We start from the raw sequence: 16,022 nt of genomic DNA on the forward strand, positions 1-16,022 counted from the left end.
CGGCGCGCCTCATTCGATATCGGCGCGCACGAGCCGCTTCAGTGCATGCATGCGCTCACTGATGGGGTCGACGGTCTCGGTGCGCAGACCTGCAATGACTTCGCTCAGCTCCTGCCGACCAGCCCTGATCTGCTTGCGCAGCGCGACGTGTACGGCACGCGAGGTCGCCAGCACCCCGGTACCATTGCGTACCGCCCGATTGACGTCGTGCAGTGCGGCGTTCGTGTGCTGGCGCACGATCGCGGAGCTGCGCAACATCGCACCTCCGACGGCAGCGACGATCTCGATGAGCGACTCGATGCCGAACCGCTGACCCACGGCAACGTCTTCGCCGACACGAGTGATCCGTTCGTCCAGGTAATTCGCAAGCCGGTCATATTCCCTGGCCAGGCGCGCCGGAAGATCCGGATCATCGACATGGCGGGCGTCAGCGTTGATCGCGCACCAGTCCTCCTGCCGCAGCTTCGCCGTCGCCCGGCGGAACACCTGGTGTTCCTCCGCGTGAAGATGGTCGCGAAAGGTGCTCGTATACTGGCCACAGAGATAAGCAATACGACGATCGTCCGGATCCCTGCCGCCACGCGTCACACGTTCAAGTTCCGCAACCAGCTCACGCCCACGTCGCGTCAACTCGCGATGTTCTTCCTGCACTTCCCGCATCAGTGGAGCCGAGTCCGGATCCCGTTCGGCAAGACGGTCATAAACCAGCTCTTCACGGGCGTGATGGTGTTCGTCGGGGTAGGCCACGAGGTAATGCGCCATTTCGTAAAGCAGTGCGTAATCGGGTATGCGGCCCGGGCGCAGTTTCTTCGCCTGTTCGTCGAGCGCATCGAGCAGCGAACGGATGTACTCATGTTCGCGACTCAATGCGAGCAGCGTTTCGGGAGCCCTGGCACGACGTGAAGCCGTCGGCGCCGGCAAGCGCTGCACACGCGAAACCCGGGTCACGCGCGGGGCACGCCGTGCACGAACCTTCGCTTCGACTCCCCCCTTTGCACGCCGTGTACGTGCAGTCGCGCTGCGCTCCGTCGCCACCGGCACTACCCTCCATCCGATCGAAGAAGTATAACGAGCGTTCTGATCATGCGGCAAATAGCGGCAAATCGAGCCTTGCGCCACCGGCAGAATCCGGTAGAATTCGGCGCCCCGCGCATGCCCCCCGGCAGTGCTGAAACTGCAACCCGGCGCTACGCGCCCGTACGCGACGACGAGGTCCCATCGTGAAGAAAGCTGCGAAGCAGACCACATCGGAATTCAAGAATTTCACGCCCTACAAACTGAAGAAGGGCGAGGAATACATGAACGAGAACCAGAAGGAGCATTTTCGCGGCATCCTGAAAAACTGGCGCTCCGAACTCATGGAAGAAGTGGACCGTACGGTCAGCCACATGAAGGACGAAGCCGCAAATTTCCCGGATCCGGCCGATCGTGCCACCCAGGAGGAGGAATTCAGCCTCGAACTGCGCACGCGCGATCGCGAACGGAAACTGATCAAGAAGATCGAGACCACGCTGGAGCGCATCGAGCAGGACGACTACGGCTACTGCGACGCCTGCGGGGTGGAAGTCGGCATCAAGCGCCTCGAGGCACGGCCGACCGCGACGCTGTGCATCGATTGCAAGACCCTCGAGGAAATCAAGGAGAAGCAGGAGCACGGCTGATCGCCCGCACCTGCCCGGCCTGCCCCAGCGTACGGACCACCACGGCCACCAGTCTGTGGCGCTCCCCGCCTACCGCGGACGCTTCGCTCCTTCGCCGAGCGGGCCGCTGCACCTCGGTTCGCTGAGCACGGCTCTTGCGAGCTTCCTCGACGCGCGCGCAGCACAGGGTTTGTGGCTGCTGCGCATCGAGGATATCGATCCTCCGCGCGAACAGCCGGGCGCCAGCGAACGCATCATTTCCAGCCTGCAGGCCCACTCGCTGCACTGGGATGGCAATGTCGTCTACCAGAGCCGGCGGCACGCTGCCTACGAGAACACCGTGGCGTGGCTGCTGGCCAACGGTCACGCGTTCTACTGCAGCTGCAGCCGCAAGGATCTGCATGAAGGCGACGGCCACCATGCGACCATCTGCCCGCGCTCCCGGCGGCCACCGCCCGATCCAGCCGCCATACGCCTGCGCGCCACGGGGACACGCTACCGCTTCGAGGACCGGATTCGCGGCAACATCACCCTGCCGGAACCGACGGGCGACGACGACTTCGTGATCAAGCGTCGTGACGGCCTGTATGCATACCAGTTGGCGGTAGTCGTGGACGATGCGTGGCAGGGAATCACGCATGTAATGCGCGGACGCGACCTGCTCGATTCGACCCCGCACCAGATCCTTCTGCACGAACTGCTTGGCGGGCCAGTGCCGCGTTTCGGGCACGCTCCGCTACTGCTGAATGCCGATGACGAAAAGCTGAGCAAGCAGAACCACGCACCGGCACTCGACGACACCCAGCCGACACGCAACCTGCTGCACTGCCTGCGCGCGCTCGGACAACCCGCGCCACCGGCGGACCTCGCGCACGACTGCGACGCCATCCTGCGCTGGGCCGTCACACGTTGGCACTGTGCCAGCGTGCCGGATACCGATTGGCGCACAACGGCCTGATGCTCCGGGGCGTGCGCTTGGCAAGCGCACGCACGCCTCTTTAAGATCACCCGACCCGATCCGGCGATCTTCCATGTATCTGAACAGGATCCTGCTGCTGGTTCTGGTGCTGCTGTATGTGTTCATGCCGACCATGACCGACTGGGTCGTGGCTGGCGGCACGCAGTGGTACCGGCCGCATATCATCTGGGCGATCGTGATCGCGATATCCGGCATCACGCTGTACCGGGGGCGAGGCGATGACGCTTGACTACGCCACCCTGACCCTCGTTGGCATCGGCTATCTATCGCTACTGTTCACGATCGCCTGGGCGACCGACCGCGGCCTGCTGCCCGAATCGATCGCCTCCCACCCGTTGGTCTATACGCTGTCCCTGGGCGTCGTCGCCGGCGCGTGGCCGCTCTTCGGCAGCATCAGCCTGGCAGCGCATTTCGGCTACGGCTACCTCGGCTATTTCGCCGGAACCGGCATGCTGTTCCTGTTTGCGCCGCTATTGCTGATGCCGCTGTGGCGGATCTGCCGGCGCTTCCAGCTCCCCTCCCTCGCCGATCTGCTCGCGTTTCGTTACCGCGGAGCGCACGTCGGCGCAATCGCAACGATCGGCCTGCTGGTCGCTGCCATGCCGCTGCTGATAGTACAGATCAAGCTCGTGTCCGGACTCGTTGCGCGAATGTTCGGCACAAGCATCACGGGAGCACCGTCTGCACGGCTCGGGATGGCTGTCGCCGGAGCAATCGCCGTCTTCGCCATACTCTTCGGTGCTCGCCCGATTTCGGAGAAGGAGCGCCACAACGGGCTCGTGGTCGCCATGGCGTTCGAGTCGCTGGTGAAACTCGGCTGCTTCCTCGCACTCGGCCTCTTCGCGCTGATGCAGGTGCACGGTGGCGGCGCAGGCCTGTCCGCGTGGCTGCAGGCACACCCGGAACTCGTCGATTCGTTGCACGCCAGCATGCGTTCGACCTCATCGCACATGATGACGCTCACGTTTTTCGCTGCGATCGTTGGCCTGCCGGAGTTGTTTCATCTGGCACTGTACGAAAACCCCAGCCCACGCGCGGTGGCACGCGCGAGCTGGGGCTTCCCGGTGTATCTGTTGCTGCTGTCACTGCCGGTGCTGCCGCTGCTGTGGGCGGAGATGCGCCTCGGCCGTGTCGGCTCCTTCGAATTCATCGCAATCGGAGCCCAGACCGACAATGCGGCCGTTGACTTGCTGACATTCATCGCGTGCATCTCCGCCGCAACCTCGATGATCGTGGTCAGCACACTGGCACTCGCCTCTGCGACACTGAACAACCTCGTCCTTCCCTTTTATCGTCCAGGCAAGCGCATCGACCCGTACCGCCGACTGACGCGAGCACGCTCGGTGCTGATCGCCGTGCTGATTTTCGCGGCCTACCTGATCTCTGCACGCCTGCCCGACGAAGGCATCGTCGAGACGCTCGGCTTCAGTGCCTTCGTCGCTGCGTGCCAGTTCTTCCCCGGCCTGCTGGCGCTGCTGTACTGGCCGCGCGCGAATCGCATCGGACTGCTCGGCGGGCTGGCTGCTGGCTACGCGGTCTGGCTGCTGACACTGCTCGATCCGGCACCCGACTCGACCCTCGGGGCTATCCACGCGCTGCTGCCGTTTGCAATCGACGGCAACCCGTGGGCAGCCGCAACGGTAAACAGCGTGGCGATCAATGCAGCGCTGCTGTTCGTGCTGTCGCGGGTCAGCACGCAAAGCAGAGAAGAGCACGAGGCTGCCGTGAGTTGCAGCCTGGACAACCTGAGCAGTGCGGCACGCCACCGACTGCTGGCACGCTCACCCGCGGACTTCATCGCCGGACTGGGTCCTGCACTGGGCGCCGAGCGTGCCCGGCGTGAAGTCGAGCGCGCACTGCGTGATCTCGGTTACGCCACCGACGAGGCGCGGCCTTACGCGATGCGACGCCTGCGTGAGCGGATCGAGGCCAACCTCTCGCGACTGCTGGGCGTCGAAGTGGCGATGGAGCTGATCAACCGTGGGGCTCCTTACGCGCAGGAAGACAGCGATTCGACGGGAGACCTGGCCCTGGTCGAGTCGCGTCTCGAGGGATACCAGCGTCACCTCACCGGCTTCACCGCCGACCTCGACGCACTGCGCCGCTTCTACCGCGACACACTCTACGAACTGCCGATCGGCGTCTGCGGAACCAACACACGTGGCGAGATCGTGATGTGGAACGCGGCACTGCAGCGAATCACGGGGATCGACGCTCGCGCGGTGCTCGGCTCGACGCTCGAGGGCCTGCCTGACCCCTGGGGCGCGCTGCTGGCCGGCTTTCTCGAATCGGGGGAACCGCACCTCCACCAGCACCGCGTGACCACGCGCAACAACCGGCTCTGCCTGTCGTTGCACAAGACTGCAGCCACGGCACCCGGCGGAGGGCACGCCGGGGACGCACGCTTCATCCTGCTCGAAGACGCTACCGAAACGCAGCGCCTGCAGGATGAACTGCTGCATACCGAGCGCCTGGCCTCGATCGGGCGCCTCGCGGCCGGCGTCGCACACGAGATCGGCAATCCCGTCACCGGTATCGATTTTCTCGCGCAGAACCTGTTGGCAGAGAGCTCGATCGAAGGTGAACGCGAATCGGCGCGCATGATCCTCGAGCAGACCCAGCGCATCAGCAATATCGTCCACGCGCTGGTAGGCTTTGCCCATACGGGCGCCAATCGCGCACCCGAACCGGTAGCGGTGGCAGTAGCGCAGTGCGTGGATGAGGCCATTTACCTGCTCGGACTCGACCACAGCGCTCGCCAGGTACGCTTTCTGAACCTGTGTCCGCCTGCGAATTGCGTACGCGGCGACGGTCAGCGTCTGCTGCAGGTTTTCATCAACCTGCTGAGCAATGCACGTGCGGCCAGCGCGATCGACGGAGAGATCCGCGTGAACGCGCTGCACCAGGGCGAGACCATGCTCATCACGGTGACCGACGACGGCTGCGGAATTCCGCCCGCACAGCTTGCGCAGGTCTTCGAACCTTTCTACACCACCAAATCACCGGGCGAGGGAACCGGGCTCGGGTTGTCGCTGGTGTATTCGATTGTGCGCGACATGGGCGGCACGGTGGCGTTGCAGAGTCCTGTCGATGCGACAACGCAACGCGGGACACGCGCCGAGATTCGCCTCCCGAGTGCGACCGTATCGCGGCCGGGACTGGAAATCCCTGCACGTTGACGCTATGTTCTCGCTCCAGATGTCGCGATCCACGAGGCAGTAGCAGTGGCTGACATACTCGTCGTCGAAGACGAAACGGTGATCCGTACGGCGCTCAGACGGTTGCTGGAACGCAACCGATACCAGGTTTTCGAGGCGGGCTCGGTCAAGGAGGCCGAAGAGGGCTTTAGCCTCGACCGTTTCAGCCTGATCATCAGCGACCTGCGCCTTCCTGGTGCTCCGGGCACGGAACTGATCCGTCGCGCGGGCGATGTTCCGGTGTTGATCATGACCAGTTATGCCAGCCTGCGCTCGGCGGTCGATGCGATGCGCCAGGGCGCCGTCGACTACATTGCCAAGCCCTTCGATCACAACGATCTGATCGCGACCATCAAGCGCATCCTGCGCGAACGCGCCAGCGCGCAGCAAGCACCGCAACGCGACGCCGTGTCAGCCACCACCATGCCAGCGCTCACCGAATCCATGATCGGTTCGTGCCCGGCGATGTGCGCGGTGCTCGAACGGATTCGCCGGGTTGCGCCGACCTCGACGCCGGTGCTGATCCAGGGCGAAACCGGCACCGGCAAGGAACTCGTCGCGCGTGCGATCCATCGTGCGAGCAAGCGCGCTGCGCAACCGCTGATCACGGTGAACTGCGCAGCAATCCCGGAAGCATTGATCGAGTCCGAACTGTTCGGCAGCGATCGCACATCGTGTGGTGTGATCGAAGCAGCCAATGGCGGCACGCTGTATCTGGATGAGATCGGCGAACTGCGGGTCGCTGCGCAGGCACGCCTGTTGCGCTTCATCCAGAGCGGAGAGATCCATGGCGGCGGGCTGCCGGGAACGCGCGTCGTCGATGTGCGCATCCTGTGCTCGACGCAGCGCAACCTGCGCGAACTGTGCGCAGAAGGGTGTTTCCGTGACGACCTGTATTACCGCATCAACGTCGTCGAGCTGACGCTGCCACCGCTGCGCGAACGGGGCGACGACGTGATCGCGATCGCCAACTATCTGCTGGAGGACGCCTGCCGGCGCCACGAGCGCACCACGATGCGCTTCACGTGCGACGCACTGCGGGCAATTGCCGCATACGACTGGCCAGGCAATGTACGTGAGCTGGAGAACGCCATCGAGCGCGCCGTGATTCTCGGCGACGATGATGAAATAGGCGAAGTCGCACTGGCACTCGAAGCGTCGCGCAGAGCACCGGCCACGAACGCAGACATCACCATCGCCGCCCCGGCTGCCCGCACGGATGATCCGCAGGAAGGCCTGTCGCTGGAAGAGTATTTCCAGCGTTTCGTGCTGCAACACCAGAATCACATGAGCGAGACCGAACTCGCCCGCAAACTCGGCGTCAGCCGCAAGTGCCTGTGGGAGCGACGCCAGCGTTTCGGCATCCGGCGACGCAAGGGCAGCAGCGACGAAGAGGAGACGGCACAACATTCGGGCTGAGCATGGAGCGCTGCCCCGGACGTTCGCACCTGAAATCACATGGCGTGATCGGCACAACGGTAACGCGCCTGCAGGCTTCGCCGACACCGGCTGTTACCATTGTTCTCAACCCAACAGGGGGTTGAAAAAACTTCTTGTCGTACCCACGAGTCGATGATTAACTGGAGCCATAACAACAACGATACAAAATAATACTAATCGGGTTGAGACCTGTGCGGGGAAGGCAACTTCCCCGTTGCTGTTTTTGGGATCCGGCAAGATTCCCGCTTCATGCTCTCGCCCAAGCCCCGGCACACCCCTGTGCTACACTCGCGCCCCGCTTCGTTTCGCCAGGAAAGAACACGCCGTTGAATCAGGCCCCAGACGAGTCTCTGCGGACGATCGCCGCATCGCGCTGTCGCCGCTATGGCTCCGGTGAACACCGCATCCCGCCGCAGTCGATCCCTGCGCAGGCACTGTGGGTGTATCGTGAACTGCGCGATGCCGGGTACGAGGCTTATCTCGTCGGCGGCTGCGTGCGTGACCTGCTGCTCGGATACGAGCCGAAGGACTTCGACGTTTCCACCAGCGCACACCCGGACGAGATCCGCAGCGTATTCCGCCGCTCGCGTATCGTCGGGCGACGTTTCCAGATCGTGCACGTGCGCTCCGGCCGCGATGTCATCGAGGTGTCGACCTTCCGCGGTCACCACGGCGCCGACTTCGATGCCGATGATGAAGAAGAGCTGCCGGAGAACGCCGCCGCTTACGCCGAATCGGGAATGTTGCTGCGCGACAACGTGTTCGGCACGGTCGAGGAAGACGCATTACGACGCGATTTCACGGTCAATGGTCTCTACTACGATCCTGACAGCGACACCGTGCTCGACTTCAGCAGCGGCGTAGCCGACCTCGAAGCCCGCGTGCTGCGCGTCATCGGCGATCCGGTGACGCGCTTCCAGGAAGACCCGGTACGGATGCTTCGCGCAGCGCGTTTTGCAGCAAAGCTCGGCTTCACTATCGACACCGGCGCACTGGCAGCGATTGGACGCTGCCGTGATCTGCTCGACCAGATACCAGCGGCACGCCTGTTCGACGAAGTGCTCAAGCTGCTGCTCACCGGACGCGGCGAGGACACATTCACCGTACTCGACGAACTCGGGCTGTTCGCACCCATATTTCCGGAAACGGCGCGTGCGCTGGCGGCAGTGCCCGAGTGGCGCTCGTTGATCCTGCACGCGCTGCGCAACAGTGACGAGCGGATCGCGCTGGGCAAGCCGGTGACGCCCGCGTTCCTTTACGCGGCAATGCTGTGGCCTGCGCTCGCCAGGCGCGTGGAATCACTCATGAAGCGCGCGCAGTTGCCCGCGCTGGCCGCGATCGGAGAAGCAGCGCCCGAGGTGATCGTCACGCAATGCCGTCGCACGGTGATTCCGCGCCGATTCTCGACGCCGATGCGCGAGATCTGGGAGCTGCAGCAGCGCCTGCTCGCGCGCCGTTCGCCGCAGAAACTCGCCGTGCATCCACGCTTCCGTGCCGCCTATGACTTCGTGCTGCTGCGCGAGCAGGCCGGCGAACAGCTCGACGGCGCCGGCGACTGGTGGACCCGGTTCCAGAATGGCGAAAGCGTCAGCACCACGCCCACGAGCCAACGACGGCGCCGGCGGCGGCGCCCCCCTGGACGCAACCGTGCGGATGGTGACTGAACATCGCGCATGGATCGCACTGGGGGCAAACCTCGGTGACATCCGATCGAATCTGCGTGCCGCACTCGCCGCACTCACCGCTCTTCCCGGCAGTCGCCTCGTCGCGGTGAGTCCCTGGTACCGCAGCAGGGCAGTAGGCCCTGGCGATCAGCCCAGTTACATCAACGGCGTGGTCGAACTGCACACCGCACTTGCGCCGCACCCGTTACTGGCCGAGTTGCAGCGCGTCGAGCGTGCAGCGGGTCGCGTACGTGATCAACGCTGGGGGCCGCGTACACTCGACCTCGATCTGCTGCTGTTCGACTCGCTGGTGCTAGCCGACAGCGAACTCGTGCTGCCTCACGCTCGGCTCACCGAGCGCAACTTCGTGGTATTCCCCCTGTTCGACATAGCGCCCGGATTGCGCCTGCCGGACGGTACGGCCGTCGCCACACTGCGCGAGCGACTCGATGATGCAGGCCTGCTTGCGGTGTTCGCCAACCTGGAACAACTCGATGACTAACCGCACCAGTGCATCTCTCGCACGCCCCGTGGCGCCTCGATTCATCGCAGTCGAAGGTCCAATCGGTGCCGGCAAGACCACGCTTGCGCGCCGGCTGGCCGAGAGCTTCGGGCACGCAGCGATGCTCGAACAGGCGCAGGAGAATCCCTTCCTGGAGAGCTTCTATCGCGACCGCGCTCGCAACGCACTCGCAACGCAGCTCCATTTCCTGATCCAGCGTGCACGCCAGCTCGACACGATACGCCAGTCGGACCTGTTCCAGAACGCACGGGTGAGCGACTACCTGATCGAAAAGGATCGCATGTTCGCGCGCGTGAACCTCGGTGCCGACGAATACGCACTCTACGAGACCGTGTTCGAGCGCCTGGTGCCGAGCATCCCGCGACCTGACCTGGTGATTTACCTGCAGGCACCCACCGACGTGCTCGTCGAACGCATCCAGCGTCGCGGCGTTCCGAGCGAGCAACTGATCGAACGCCGCTACCTCGAACAGTTGAATGAAGCGTACAGCCAGTTCTTTCATTACTACGACGAAGCACCGCTGCTTATCGTCAACGCGGCAACTATTGACTTCGCAAATGACGAAAACCACTATACCGAGCTCGTCGATTACCTGTTGAATGTCCGCGCCGGCAGACAGTATTTCAATCCCACCTTCTTCTGAGCGGGACGCAGGAAATGAAGGGAGTCACGATCCGGACATTGCAGGCTATGAAGCGTGATGGCCAGCGCTTCTGCTGTGTCACCGCCTACGACGCAAGCTTCGCGCGCACGGCTGCCCAGGCCGGCATCGAGACCATCCTGGTCGGCGATTCGCTCGGCATGGTGTTGCAGGGACACTCCAGCACGATCCCTGTCACCATCGAGGATATGGCCTATCACACCCGCTGTGTTGCACGCGGCGCAGCGCCTGCGCTGGTGATCGGAGACATGCCGTTCATGAGCTATGCAACGCCGGAGCAGGCAATGCACAGCGCGACTGCGCTGATGCAGGCCGGCGCACAGGTGGTCAAGCTCGAGGGTGGCGCGTGGCTCGCTGCAACCGTGAACCTGCTTGCAGAGCGTGGCGTGCCGGTGTGCGCGCACCTGGGGCTGACGCCGCAATCGGTGAACAGTTTCGGCGGCTTCGTGGTGCAGGGTCGCGATCCGGCTGCGGCGCAGCGTATCGCCGACGACGCACGCACGCTGGCGGACGCTGGCGCAGCACTGCTGGTGCTCGAATGCGTGCCACGCGCACTGGCCGTGGAAATCACCCGTACGGTGAGCATCCCGGTGATCGGAATCGGCGCCGGTGCCGCCACCGATGCGCAGGTGCTGGTCATGCACGACATGCTCGGCATGAACCCTCGTGCGCCACGCTTCGTGCAGAACTTCATGACCGACGGCCGTGACATCGCCGGCGCGTTCGCCGCCTACGCTGCCGCAGTCCGTGACGGCAGTTTTCCGCGCCCGGAACATGGATTCGACTGAAGGGCGCCACGGCACGGAGACATCACCATGCTGATTTGCAGGACTTTTGCCGAGATCCGCGGCGCGGTCGGCGAGTGGCGCCGCTCGGGCGAAATCGTCGTGTTCGTGCCCACGCTCGGCAACCTCCACGACGGCCACCTGCAGCTGGTCGAACTCGGTGCAAGACACGGCAAGCGGGTCGTCGTCAGCATCTTCGTGAACCAGCTGCAGTTCGGCAGGAACGAAGATTACGCGCTCTATCCGCGCACGCTCGACGCCGACGTCGAAAAGCTGCGCAGCGTTGGCGCCGACGCGCTGTTCTGCCCGAGCGATGCCGAGGTATACCCGAACGGCATCGAGCAGCAGACGACGGTCACGGTCCCGACGATGACGGACATCCTCTGTGGCGCGACGCGGCCAGGACACTTCACCGGTGTCACGACGATCGTGACCAAGCTGTTCAATATCGTGCAGCCCGACAAGGCCGTGTTCGGCATCAAGGATTTCCAGCAGCTCGCTGTCGTCAGGCGCATGGTGCAGGACCTCTGCCTCCCGATCGAAATCATCGAGGCTCCGGTGGCACGCGCCGACGACGGGCTCGCGCTCAGCTCGCGCAACGGCTACCTGAATGCGCGCGAACGCGCTATCGCACCGGCGCTGTATCGCAGACTGCTCACCGTGCGCGAGGCGATCGCCGCCGGCGAGCGCGATTACGCATTGCTCGAGGCACGCGCGCATCTCGGGCTGCTGGAGGCTGGCATGCGTCCGGACTATTTCTCGGTGCGCGCCGCGAAGACGCTGGAACCCGCCGGTCCCGAGGATCGCGATCTCGCGATCCTCGCTGCAGCCTGGCTGGGCCGCACCCGGCTGATCGACAACGTGACCATCCGCATCGCGAGCTGAGCGGGGCCTGCCAGTACCCGGCGGTCGTGCGGTGCGCAATATCGATAACGGAGTACGCATGACAACCGACAAGATCTACCCCGTCCTGCCCGCCGCACGGGACCGTACCTTCATCGATGAAGCCGCGTACCGGCGCCTCTACGAAGAATCGCTGCGTGACCCCGACACATTCTGGGCACGCCATGCCGAGGAGTTCCTGAGCTGGGAACGACGCTGGGATCATGTGTATCGCGGCGACCTGGCGCGCGGCGAAACATCCTGGTTCGAGGGAGCGCGGCTCAACGTCGCCTATAACTGCATCGATCGTCATCTCGCCACACACGGCGAGCGTACCGCGATCCTGTGGGAAGGCGACTCGCCGGGACGCGATGCACGCATCACGTACCGTGAACTGCACGAGCGCGTGTGCCGGCTCGCGAATGCGCTGAAGGCGCGCGGCGTGCGCCGGGGTGACCGCGTCTGCATCTACCTGCCGATGATTCCGGAAGCCGCCTACGCGATGCTCGCCTGCGCACGCATCGGCGCCGTGCATTCGGTGGTCTTCGGCGGATTTTCGCCCGGGTCACTGCGGGATCGCATCCTCGACACCGACTGCCATGTGCTGATCACTGCCGACGAGGGCCTGCGTGGCGGCAAGCGTATCCCGTTGAAGGCCAACGCCGACACCGCACTCGCCGACTGCCCCGGCGTGCACACCTGCCTCGTCGTGCGGCACACGGGCGGCGAGATCGCGTGGCAGGCACCACGCGATGTGTGGTATCTGGATCTGGTCGAAGCGGCCTCGCCGCAGTGCCCTCCCGAGTGGATGGACGCCGAGGATCCGCTGTTCATCCTGTATACATCGGGATCGACCGGCAAGCCGAAAGGGGTGTTGCACACCACGGCGGGCTACCTGCTGCAAACCGCGATGACGCATCGCTACGTCTTCGATTACCGCGACGGCGACATCTACTGGTGCACGGCCGACGTCGGCTGGGTCACCGGACACTCGTATATCGTCTACGGCCCACTCACGAACGCAGCCACCACGCTGATGTTCGAGGGAGTGCCCACCTGGCCGACGCCGGCGCGCTGCTGGGAAATCATCGACAAATACCAGGTCGACATCTTCTACACGGCGCCGACCGCCATCCGCGCGCTGATGGGCCTTGGCGACGACCACGTACGCAAGACCTCACGTGCCAGCCTGCGGCTGCTGGGTTCGGTGGGTGAACCAATCAACCCCGAGGCGTGGGAGTGGTATCACCGCGTCGTCGGTGATGGTCGCTGTCCGGTGATCGACACCTGGTGGCAGACGGAAACCGGCGCGATCATGATCTCGCCACTGCCAGGTGCCACCGCGCTCAAGCCGGGCTCGGCGACGCTGCCGTTCTTCGGCGTGGTACCGGCGCTGATCGACGCCGAGGGCCACGTCATCGAGGGCGAAGGCAGCGGCAACCTGGTGATCGGGCGTTCGTGGCCAGCACAGATCCGTACGGTGTACGGTGACCATGAGCGCATGCTGACGACCTATCTGCGCACCTATCCCGGCTACTACTTCAGCGGCGACGGCGCGCGTCGCGATGCCGATGGCTACTACTGGATCACCGGGCGTGTCGATGACGTGATCAACGTTTCGGGACACCGGCTCGGCACGGCAGAAATCGAAAGCGCGCTGGTGCTGCACCCGGCGGTGGCCGAGGCTGCAGTCGTCGGTTTCCCGCACGACATCAAGGGACAGGGAATCTACGCCTACGTCACGCCGATGCACGACGTGGAGCCGGACGATGCGCTGCGACGCGAACTGCTCGAACTGGTCAGTCAGCAGATCGGCGCCATCGCACGCCCCGACGTGATCCAGTGGGCACCCGGTCTGCCGAAGACGCGCTCGGGCAAGATCATGCGTCGCATCCTGCGCAAGGTGGCAGCCAACGAGCTCGATTCGCTCGGTGACACCACCACTCTGACCGACCCGACGGTGGTACAGGAACTGATAGCGCATCGCCACCAGCCGTAGGGCGCGGCACTGCCCCGACCGTATCGGGCTGGAACGACGGCACCCCTGCGGCGTACGCCGCCTGATATGAAGGCGTCGCCGCGCGGGGTGCAGCCTGCGGAGATCAGTCGACGGAACCGGCCTCGTCGCCGTTGTCGTCGACTTCCTTCATGCTCAGCTTGATGCGACCGCGCGGGTCCACGTCCAGCACCTTGACGCGCACCTCCTGGCCTTCCTGCAGCACATCGCTCACGTTCTCGATGCGGCGATTGGCGATCTGCGAAATGTGCACCAGACCATCCTTGCCGGGCAGAATCGTGACGAACGCGCCAAAATCGACGATGCGCGCCACGGTTCCGGTGTACACCTCGCCGATCTTCGCTTCGGCCGTGATCGTCTGCACGCGCTCGAGTGCGGCGTCACGCGAAGCGGCGTTCTCGCCGTAGATGCGCACCGTTCCGTCGTCGGAGATGTCGATCGAGGCGCCGGTCTCGTCCGTGATGCCGCGGATCGTCGCGCCACCCTTGCCGATCACGTCGCGGATCTTGTCGGTATCGATGCGGATCATGACCATCTGCGGTGCGTTGTCCGAAACGCTGTCGCGCGACTTCGAGATGGCACGGCTCATTTCGCCAAGGATGTGCAGGCGTGCGTGGCGCGCCTGCTCCAGCGCGGCCTCCATGATCTCTTCCGTGATGCCCTGGATCTTGATGTCCATCTGCAGCGCGGTCACGCCCTCGGCGGAACCGGCCACCTTGAAGTCCATGTCGCCGAGATGGTCCTCGTCACCGAGGATATCGGTGATCACCGCGAACTTGTTGCCTTCCTTGACCAGACCCATCGCGATACCGGCCACCGGCGCCTTCAACGGAATGCCGGCGTCCATCATCGCCAGGCTGGCGCCACAGACGGTCGCCATCGAGCTCGAGCCGTTCGACTCCGTGATCTCGGAGACCACGCGGATGCTGTACGGAAAATCATCGACCGACGGCAGCATCGCCGCCACACCACGACGCGCGAGGCGTCCGTGACCGATCTCGCGTCGGCCCGGTGCGCCGATACGCCCGCACTCGCCCACCGAGTACGGCGGGAAGTTGTAGTGCAGCATGAACGCGTCCTTGTACTCACCGTGCAGCGCATCGATGATCTGCGCATCACGCTGGGTACCGAGCGTGGCAACCACGATCGCCTGTGTCTCGCCGCGGGTGAACAACGCCGAGCCATGCACGCGCGGCAGGAAACCAACCTCGGACACGATCGGACGCACCGTCTTCAGGTCACGGCCGTCGATGCGTGGCTTGCCGTTCACGATGCGCTCGCGAACGATCTTCTTCTCCAGCTTGCCGAACGCAGCAGCGACCGTCTCTGCCGGGATGCTCTCGCTCGCCAGCGCTGCAACGGCAGCATCGCGCAGCTCGCCAACACGAGCGTAGCGCGTCTGCTTCTCGATGATCCGGTAGGCCTCGCCGATGTCGTGTGCGAAACGTTCGCGCAACAGCTCGGCCAGTTCACCGTTCTCCACTGCGGGCGTCCACTCCCAGCGTGGCTTGCCCGCCTCGGCAGCCAGTTCCTGGATCGCCTTGATCACGACCTGCATTTCCTGGTGAGCGAACAACACCGCACCCAGCATCTGGTCCTCGGTCAGCTCCTGCGCCTCGGACTCGACCATCAGCACCGCTTCCGCCGTGCCCGCGACAACCATGTCGAGTGCGGATTCACGCATCGCTGCGTAGTTCGGGTTCAGCAGGTAGCCTTTCTCCGTCGTGAAGCCGACGCGTGCGGCACCGATCGGTCCGTCGAACGGAATTCCTGAAACGGCCAGCGCAGCCGAGGTTCCGATCATCGCAGCGATATCGGGGTCCGTGGTCCGGCAGGTCGAAAGCACGGTGCACAGCACCTGCACCTCGTTGCGGAAGCCGGCCGGGAACAGCGGGCGAATCGGACGATCGATCAGCCGTGAGGTCAGCGTTTCCTTCTCCGACAGACGTCCTTCACGCTTGAAGAACCCGCCCGGGATCTTGCCGGCTGCAAAGGTCTTCTCGACGTAGTGCACCGACAGCGGGAAGAATCCCTGGTCGGCCCTGGGGTTCCTGTCACCGACCACGGTGGCCAGCACCGTGACCTGGTCCATGGTGACGAGCACCGCGCCGGTGGCCTGGCGCGCAATGCGGCCAGTCTCCAGCGTGACGGTGTGCTCACCGTACTTGAATGTTTTTCTTACAGGTTTCACAAAAAAATCCTCCACAGTCGACCGGCATCCGCCGGCCGTTGAA

Annotated in this window: 13 protein-coding genes; 11 read left to right on the forward strand and 2 right to left on the reverse strand. The window is 64.3% G+C overall.

Annotated elements, in window-relative coordinates; all coding sequences use genetic code 11:
• Window positions 1–9: 9 nt before the first annotated feature.
• Complete coding sequence (locus H7A12_14500) at window positions 10–1,035, reverse strand: hemerythrin domain-containing protein (protein ID MCP5322010.1); 1,026 nt, start codon at window positions 1,033–1,035, stop codon at window positions 10–12.
• Window positions 1,036–1,298: 263 nt separating this feature from the next.
• Between H7A12_14500 and dksA the strand changes: the two genes are divergently transcribed.
• The 11 genes from dksA to acs all read left to right on the forward strand — a co-directional run bounded on the left by dksA (window position 1,299) and on the right by acs (window position 13,770).
• Window positions 1,299–1,661, forward strand: a complete 363-nt coding sequence (gene dksA, locus H7A12_14505; protein ID MCP5322011.1) for an RNA polymerase-binding protein DksA — start codon at window positions 1,299–1,301, stop codon at window positions 1,659–1,661.
• Window positions 1,662–1,716: 55 nt separating this feature from the next.
• Complete coding sequence (gluQRS, locus tag H7A12_14510) at window positions 1,717–2,598, forward strand: tRNA glutamyl-Q(34) synthetase GluQRS (GenBank protein MCP5322012.1); 882 nt, start codon at window positions 1,717–1,719, stop codon at window positions 2,596–2,598.
• A gap of 73 nt (window positions 2,599–2,671) precedes the next feature.
• Window positions 2,672–2,848: a hypothetical protein gene (locus H7A12_14515; GenBank protein ID MCP5322013.1), complete on the forward strand. Its 177-nt coding sequence runs from the start codon at window positions 2,672–2,674 to the stop codon at window positions 2,846–2,848.
• Entirely contained in the window at window positions 2,838–5,798 is a 2,961-nt protein-coding gene (locus H7A12_14520) for a PAS domain-containing protein (GenBank protein ID MCP5322014.1), read from the forward strand. Before H7A12_14515 ends, H7A12_14520 begins: the two co-directional genes overlap by 11 nt.
• 45 nt (window positions 5,799–5,843) lie before the next feature.
• Window positions 5,844–7,235, forward strand: a complete 1,392-nt coding sequence (locus H7A12_14525) for a sigma-54-dependent Fis family transcriptional regulator (protein ID MCP5322015.1) — start codon at window positions 5,844–5,846, stop codon at window positions 7,233–7,235.
• 347 nt (window positions 7,236–7,582) lie between these two features.
• Window positions 7,583–8,920 carry a polynucleotide adenylyltransferase PcnB gene (pcnB, locus tag H7A12_14530; GenBank protein MCP5322016.1) on the forward strand — a complete coding sequence of 446 codons (1,338 nt, stop codon included), beginning with the start codon at window positions 7,583–7,585 and terminating at the stop codon, window positions 8,918–8,920.
• Window positions 8,910–9,422 carry a 2-amino-4-hydroxy-6-hydroxymethyldihydropteridine diphosphokinase gene (folK, locus tag H7A12_14535; protein MCP5322017.1) on the forward strand — a complete coding sequence of 171 codons (513 nt, stop codon included), beginning with the start codon at window positions 8,910–8,912 and terminating at the stop codon, window positions 9,420–9,422. The genes pcnB and folK overlap by 11 nt, the downstream gene beginning before the upstream one ends.
• Window positions 9,415–10,086, forward strand: coding sequence for a deoxynucleoside kinase (locus tag H7A12_14540; protein ID MCP5322018.1), 672 nt, complete (start codon window positions 9,415–9,417; stop codon window positions 10,084–10,086). Before folK ends, H7A12_14540 begins: the two co-directional genes overlap by 8 nt.
• 14 nt (window positions 10,087–10,100) lie before the next feature.
• Window positions 10,101–10,892 carry a 3-methyl-2-oxobutanoate hydroxymethyltransferase gene (gene panB, locus H7A12_14545; GenBank protein MCP5322019.1) on the forward strand — a complete coding sequence of 264 codons (792 nt, stop codon included), beginning with the start codon at window positions 10,101–10,103 and terminating at the stop codon, window positions 10,890–10,892.
• Between the two features lie 27 nt (window positions 10,893–10,919).
• A complete protein-coding gene (locus H7A12_14550; protein ID MCP5322020.1) occupies window positions 10,920–11,774 on the forward strand; it encodes a pantoate--beta-alanine ligase in 855 nt (284 codons plus the stop codon).
• A gap of 58 nt (window positions 11,775–11,832) precedes the next feature.
• On the forward strand, window positions 11,833–13,770 hold the full coding sequence (gene acs / locus H7A12_14555) for an acetate--CoA ligase (GenBank protein ID MCP5322021.1): 1,938 nt from the start codon (window positions 11,833–11,835) through the stop codon (window positions 13,768–13,770).
• Between the two features lie 103 nt (window positions 13,771–13,873).
• On the opposite strand, the gene pnp is transcribed toward acs, so the two are convergent.
• Window positions 13,874–15,979 (reverse strand): polyribonucleotide nucleotidyltransferase, encoded by a 2,106-nt coding sequence (gene pnp / locus H7A12_14560; protein MCP5322022.1) that lies wholly within the window; start codon window positions 15,977–15,979, stop codon window positions 13,874–13,876.
• Window positions 15,980–16,022 lie beyond the last annotated feature (43 nt).

It is taken from the genome of Pseudomonadales bacterium (genome assembly GCA_024234165.1).
In the GTDB taxonomy this organism is placed as follows: Bacteria; Pseudomonadota; Gammaproteobacteria; order Pseudomonadales; family UBA5518; genus UBA5518.

What these genes read in the sequence shown, in the direction of transcription:
- H7A12_14520 (MCP5322014.1), top strand. Translation starts at nt 2,838, where the DNA reads ATGACGCTTGACTACGCCACCCTGACCCTCGTTGGCATCGGCTATCTA.
- dksA (MCP5322011.1), top strand. Translation starts at nt 1,299, where the DNA reads ATGAACGAGAACCAGAAGGAGCATTTTCGCGGCATCCTGAAAAACTGG.
- panB (MCP5322019.1), top strand. Translation starts at nt 10,101, where the DNA reads ATGAAGGGAGTCACGATCCGGACATTGCAGGCTATGAAGCGTGATGGC.
- acs (MCP5322021.1), top strand. Translation starts at nt 11,833, where the DNA reads ATGACAACCGACAAGATCTACCCCGTCCTGCCCGCCGCACGGGACCGT.
- H7A12_14515 (MCP5322013.1), top strand. Translation starts at nt 2,672, where the DNA reads ATGTATCTGAACAGGATCCTGCTGCTGGTTCTGGTGCTGCTGTATGTG.
- H7A12_14550 (MCP5322020.1), top strand. Translation starts at nt 10,920, where the DNA reads ATGCTGATTTGCAGGACTTTTGCCGAGATCCGCGGCGCGGTCGGCGAG.
- H7A12_14540 (MCP5322018.1), top strand. Translation starts at nt 9,415, where the DNA reads ATGACTAACCGCACCAGTGCATCTCTCGCACGCCCCGTGGCGCCTCGA.
- folK (MCP5322017.1), top strand. Translation starts at nt 8,910, where the DNA reads ATGGTGACTGAACATCGCGCATGGATCGCACTGGGGGCAAACCTCGGT.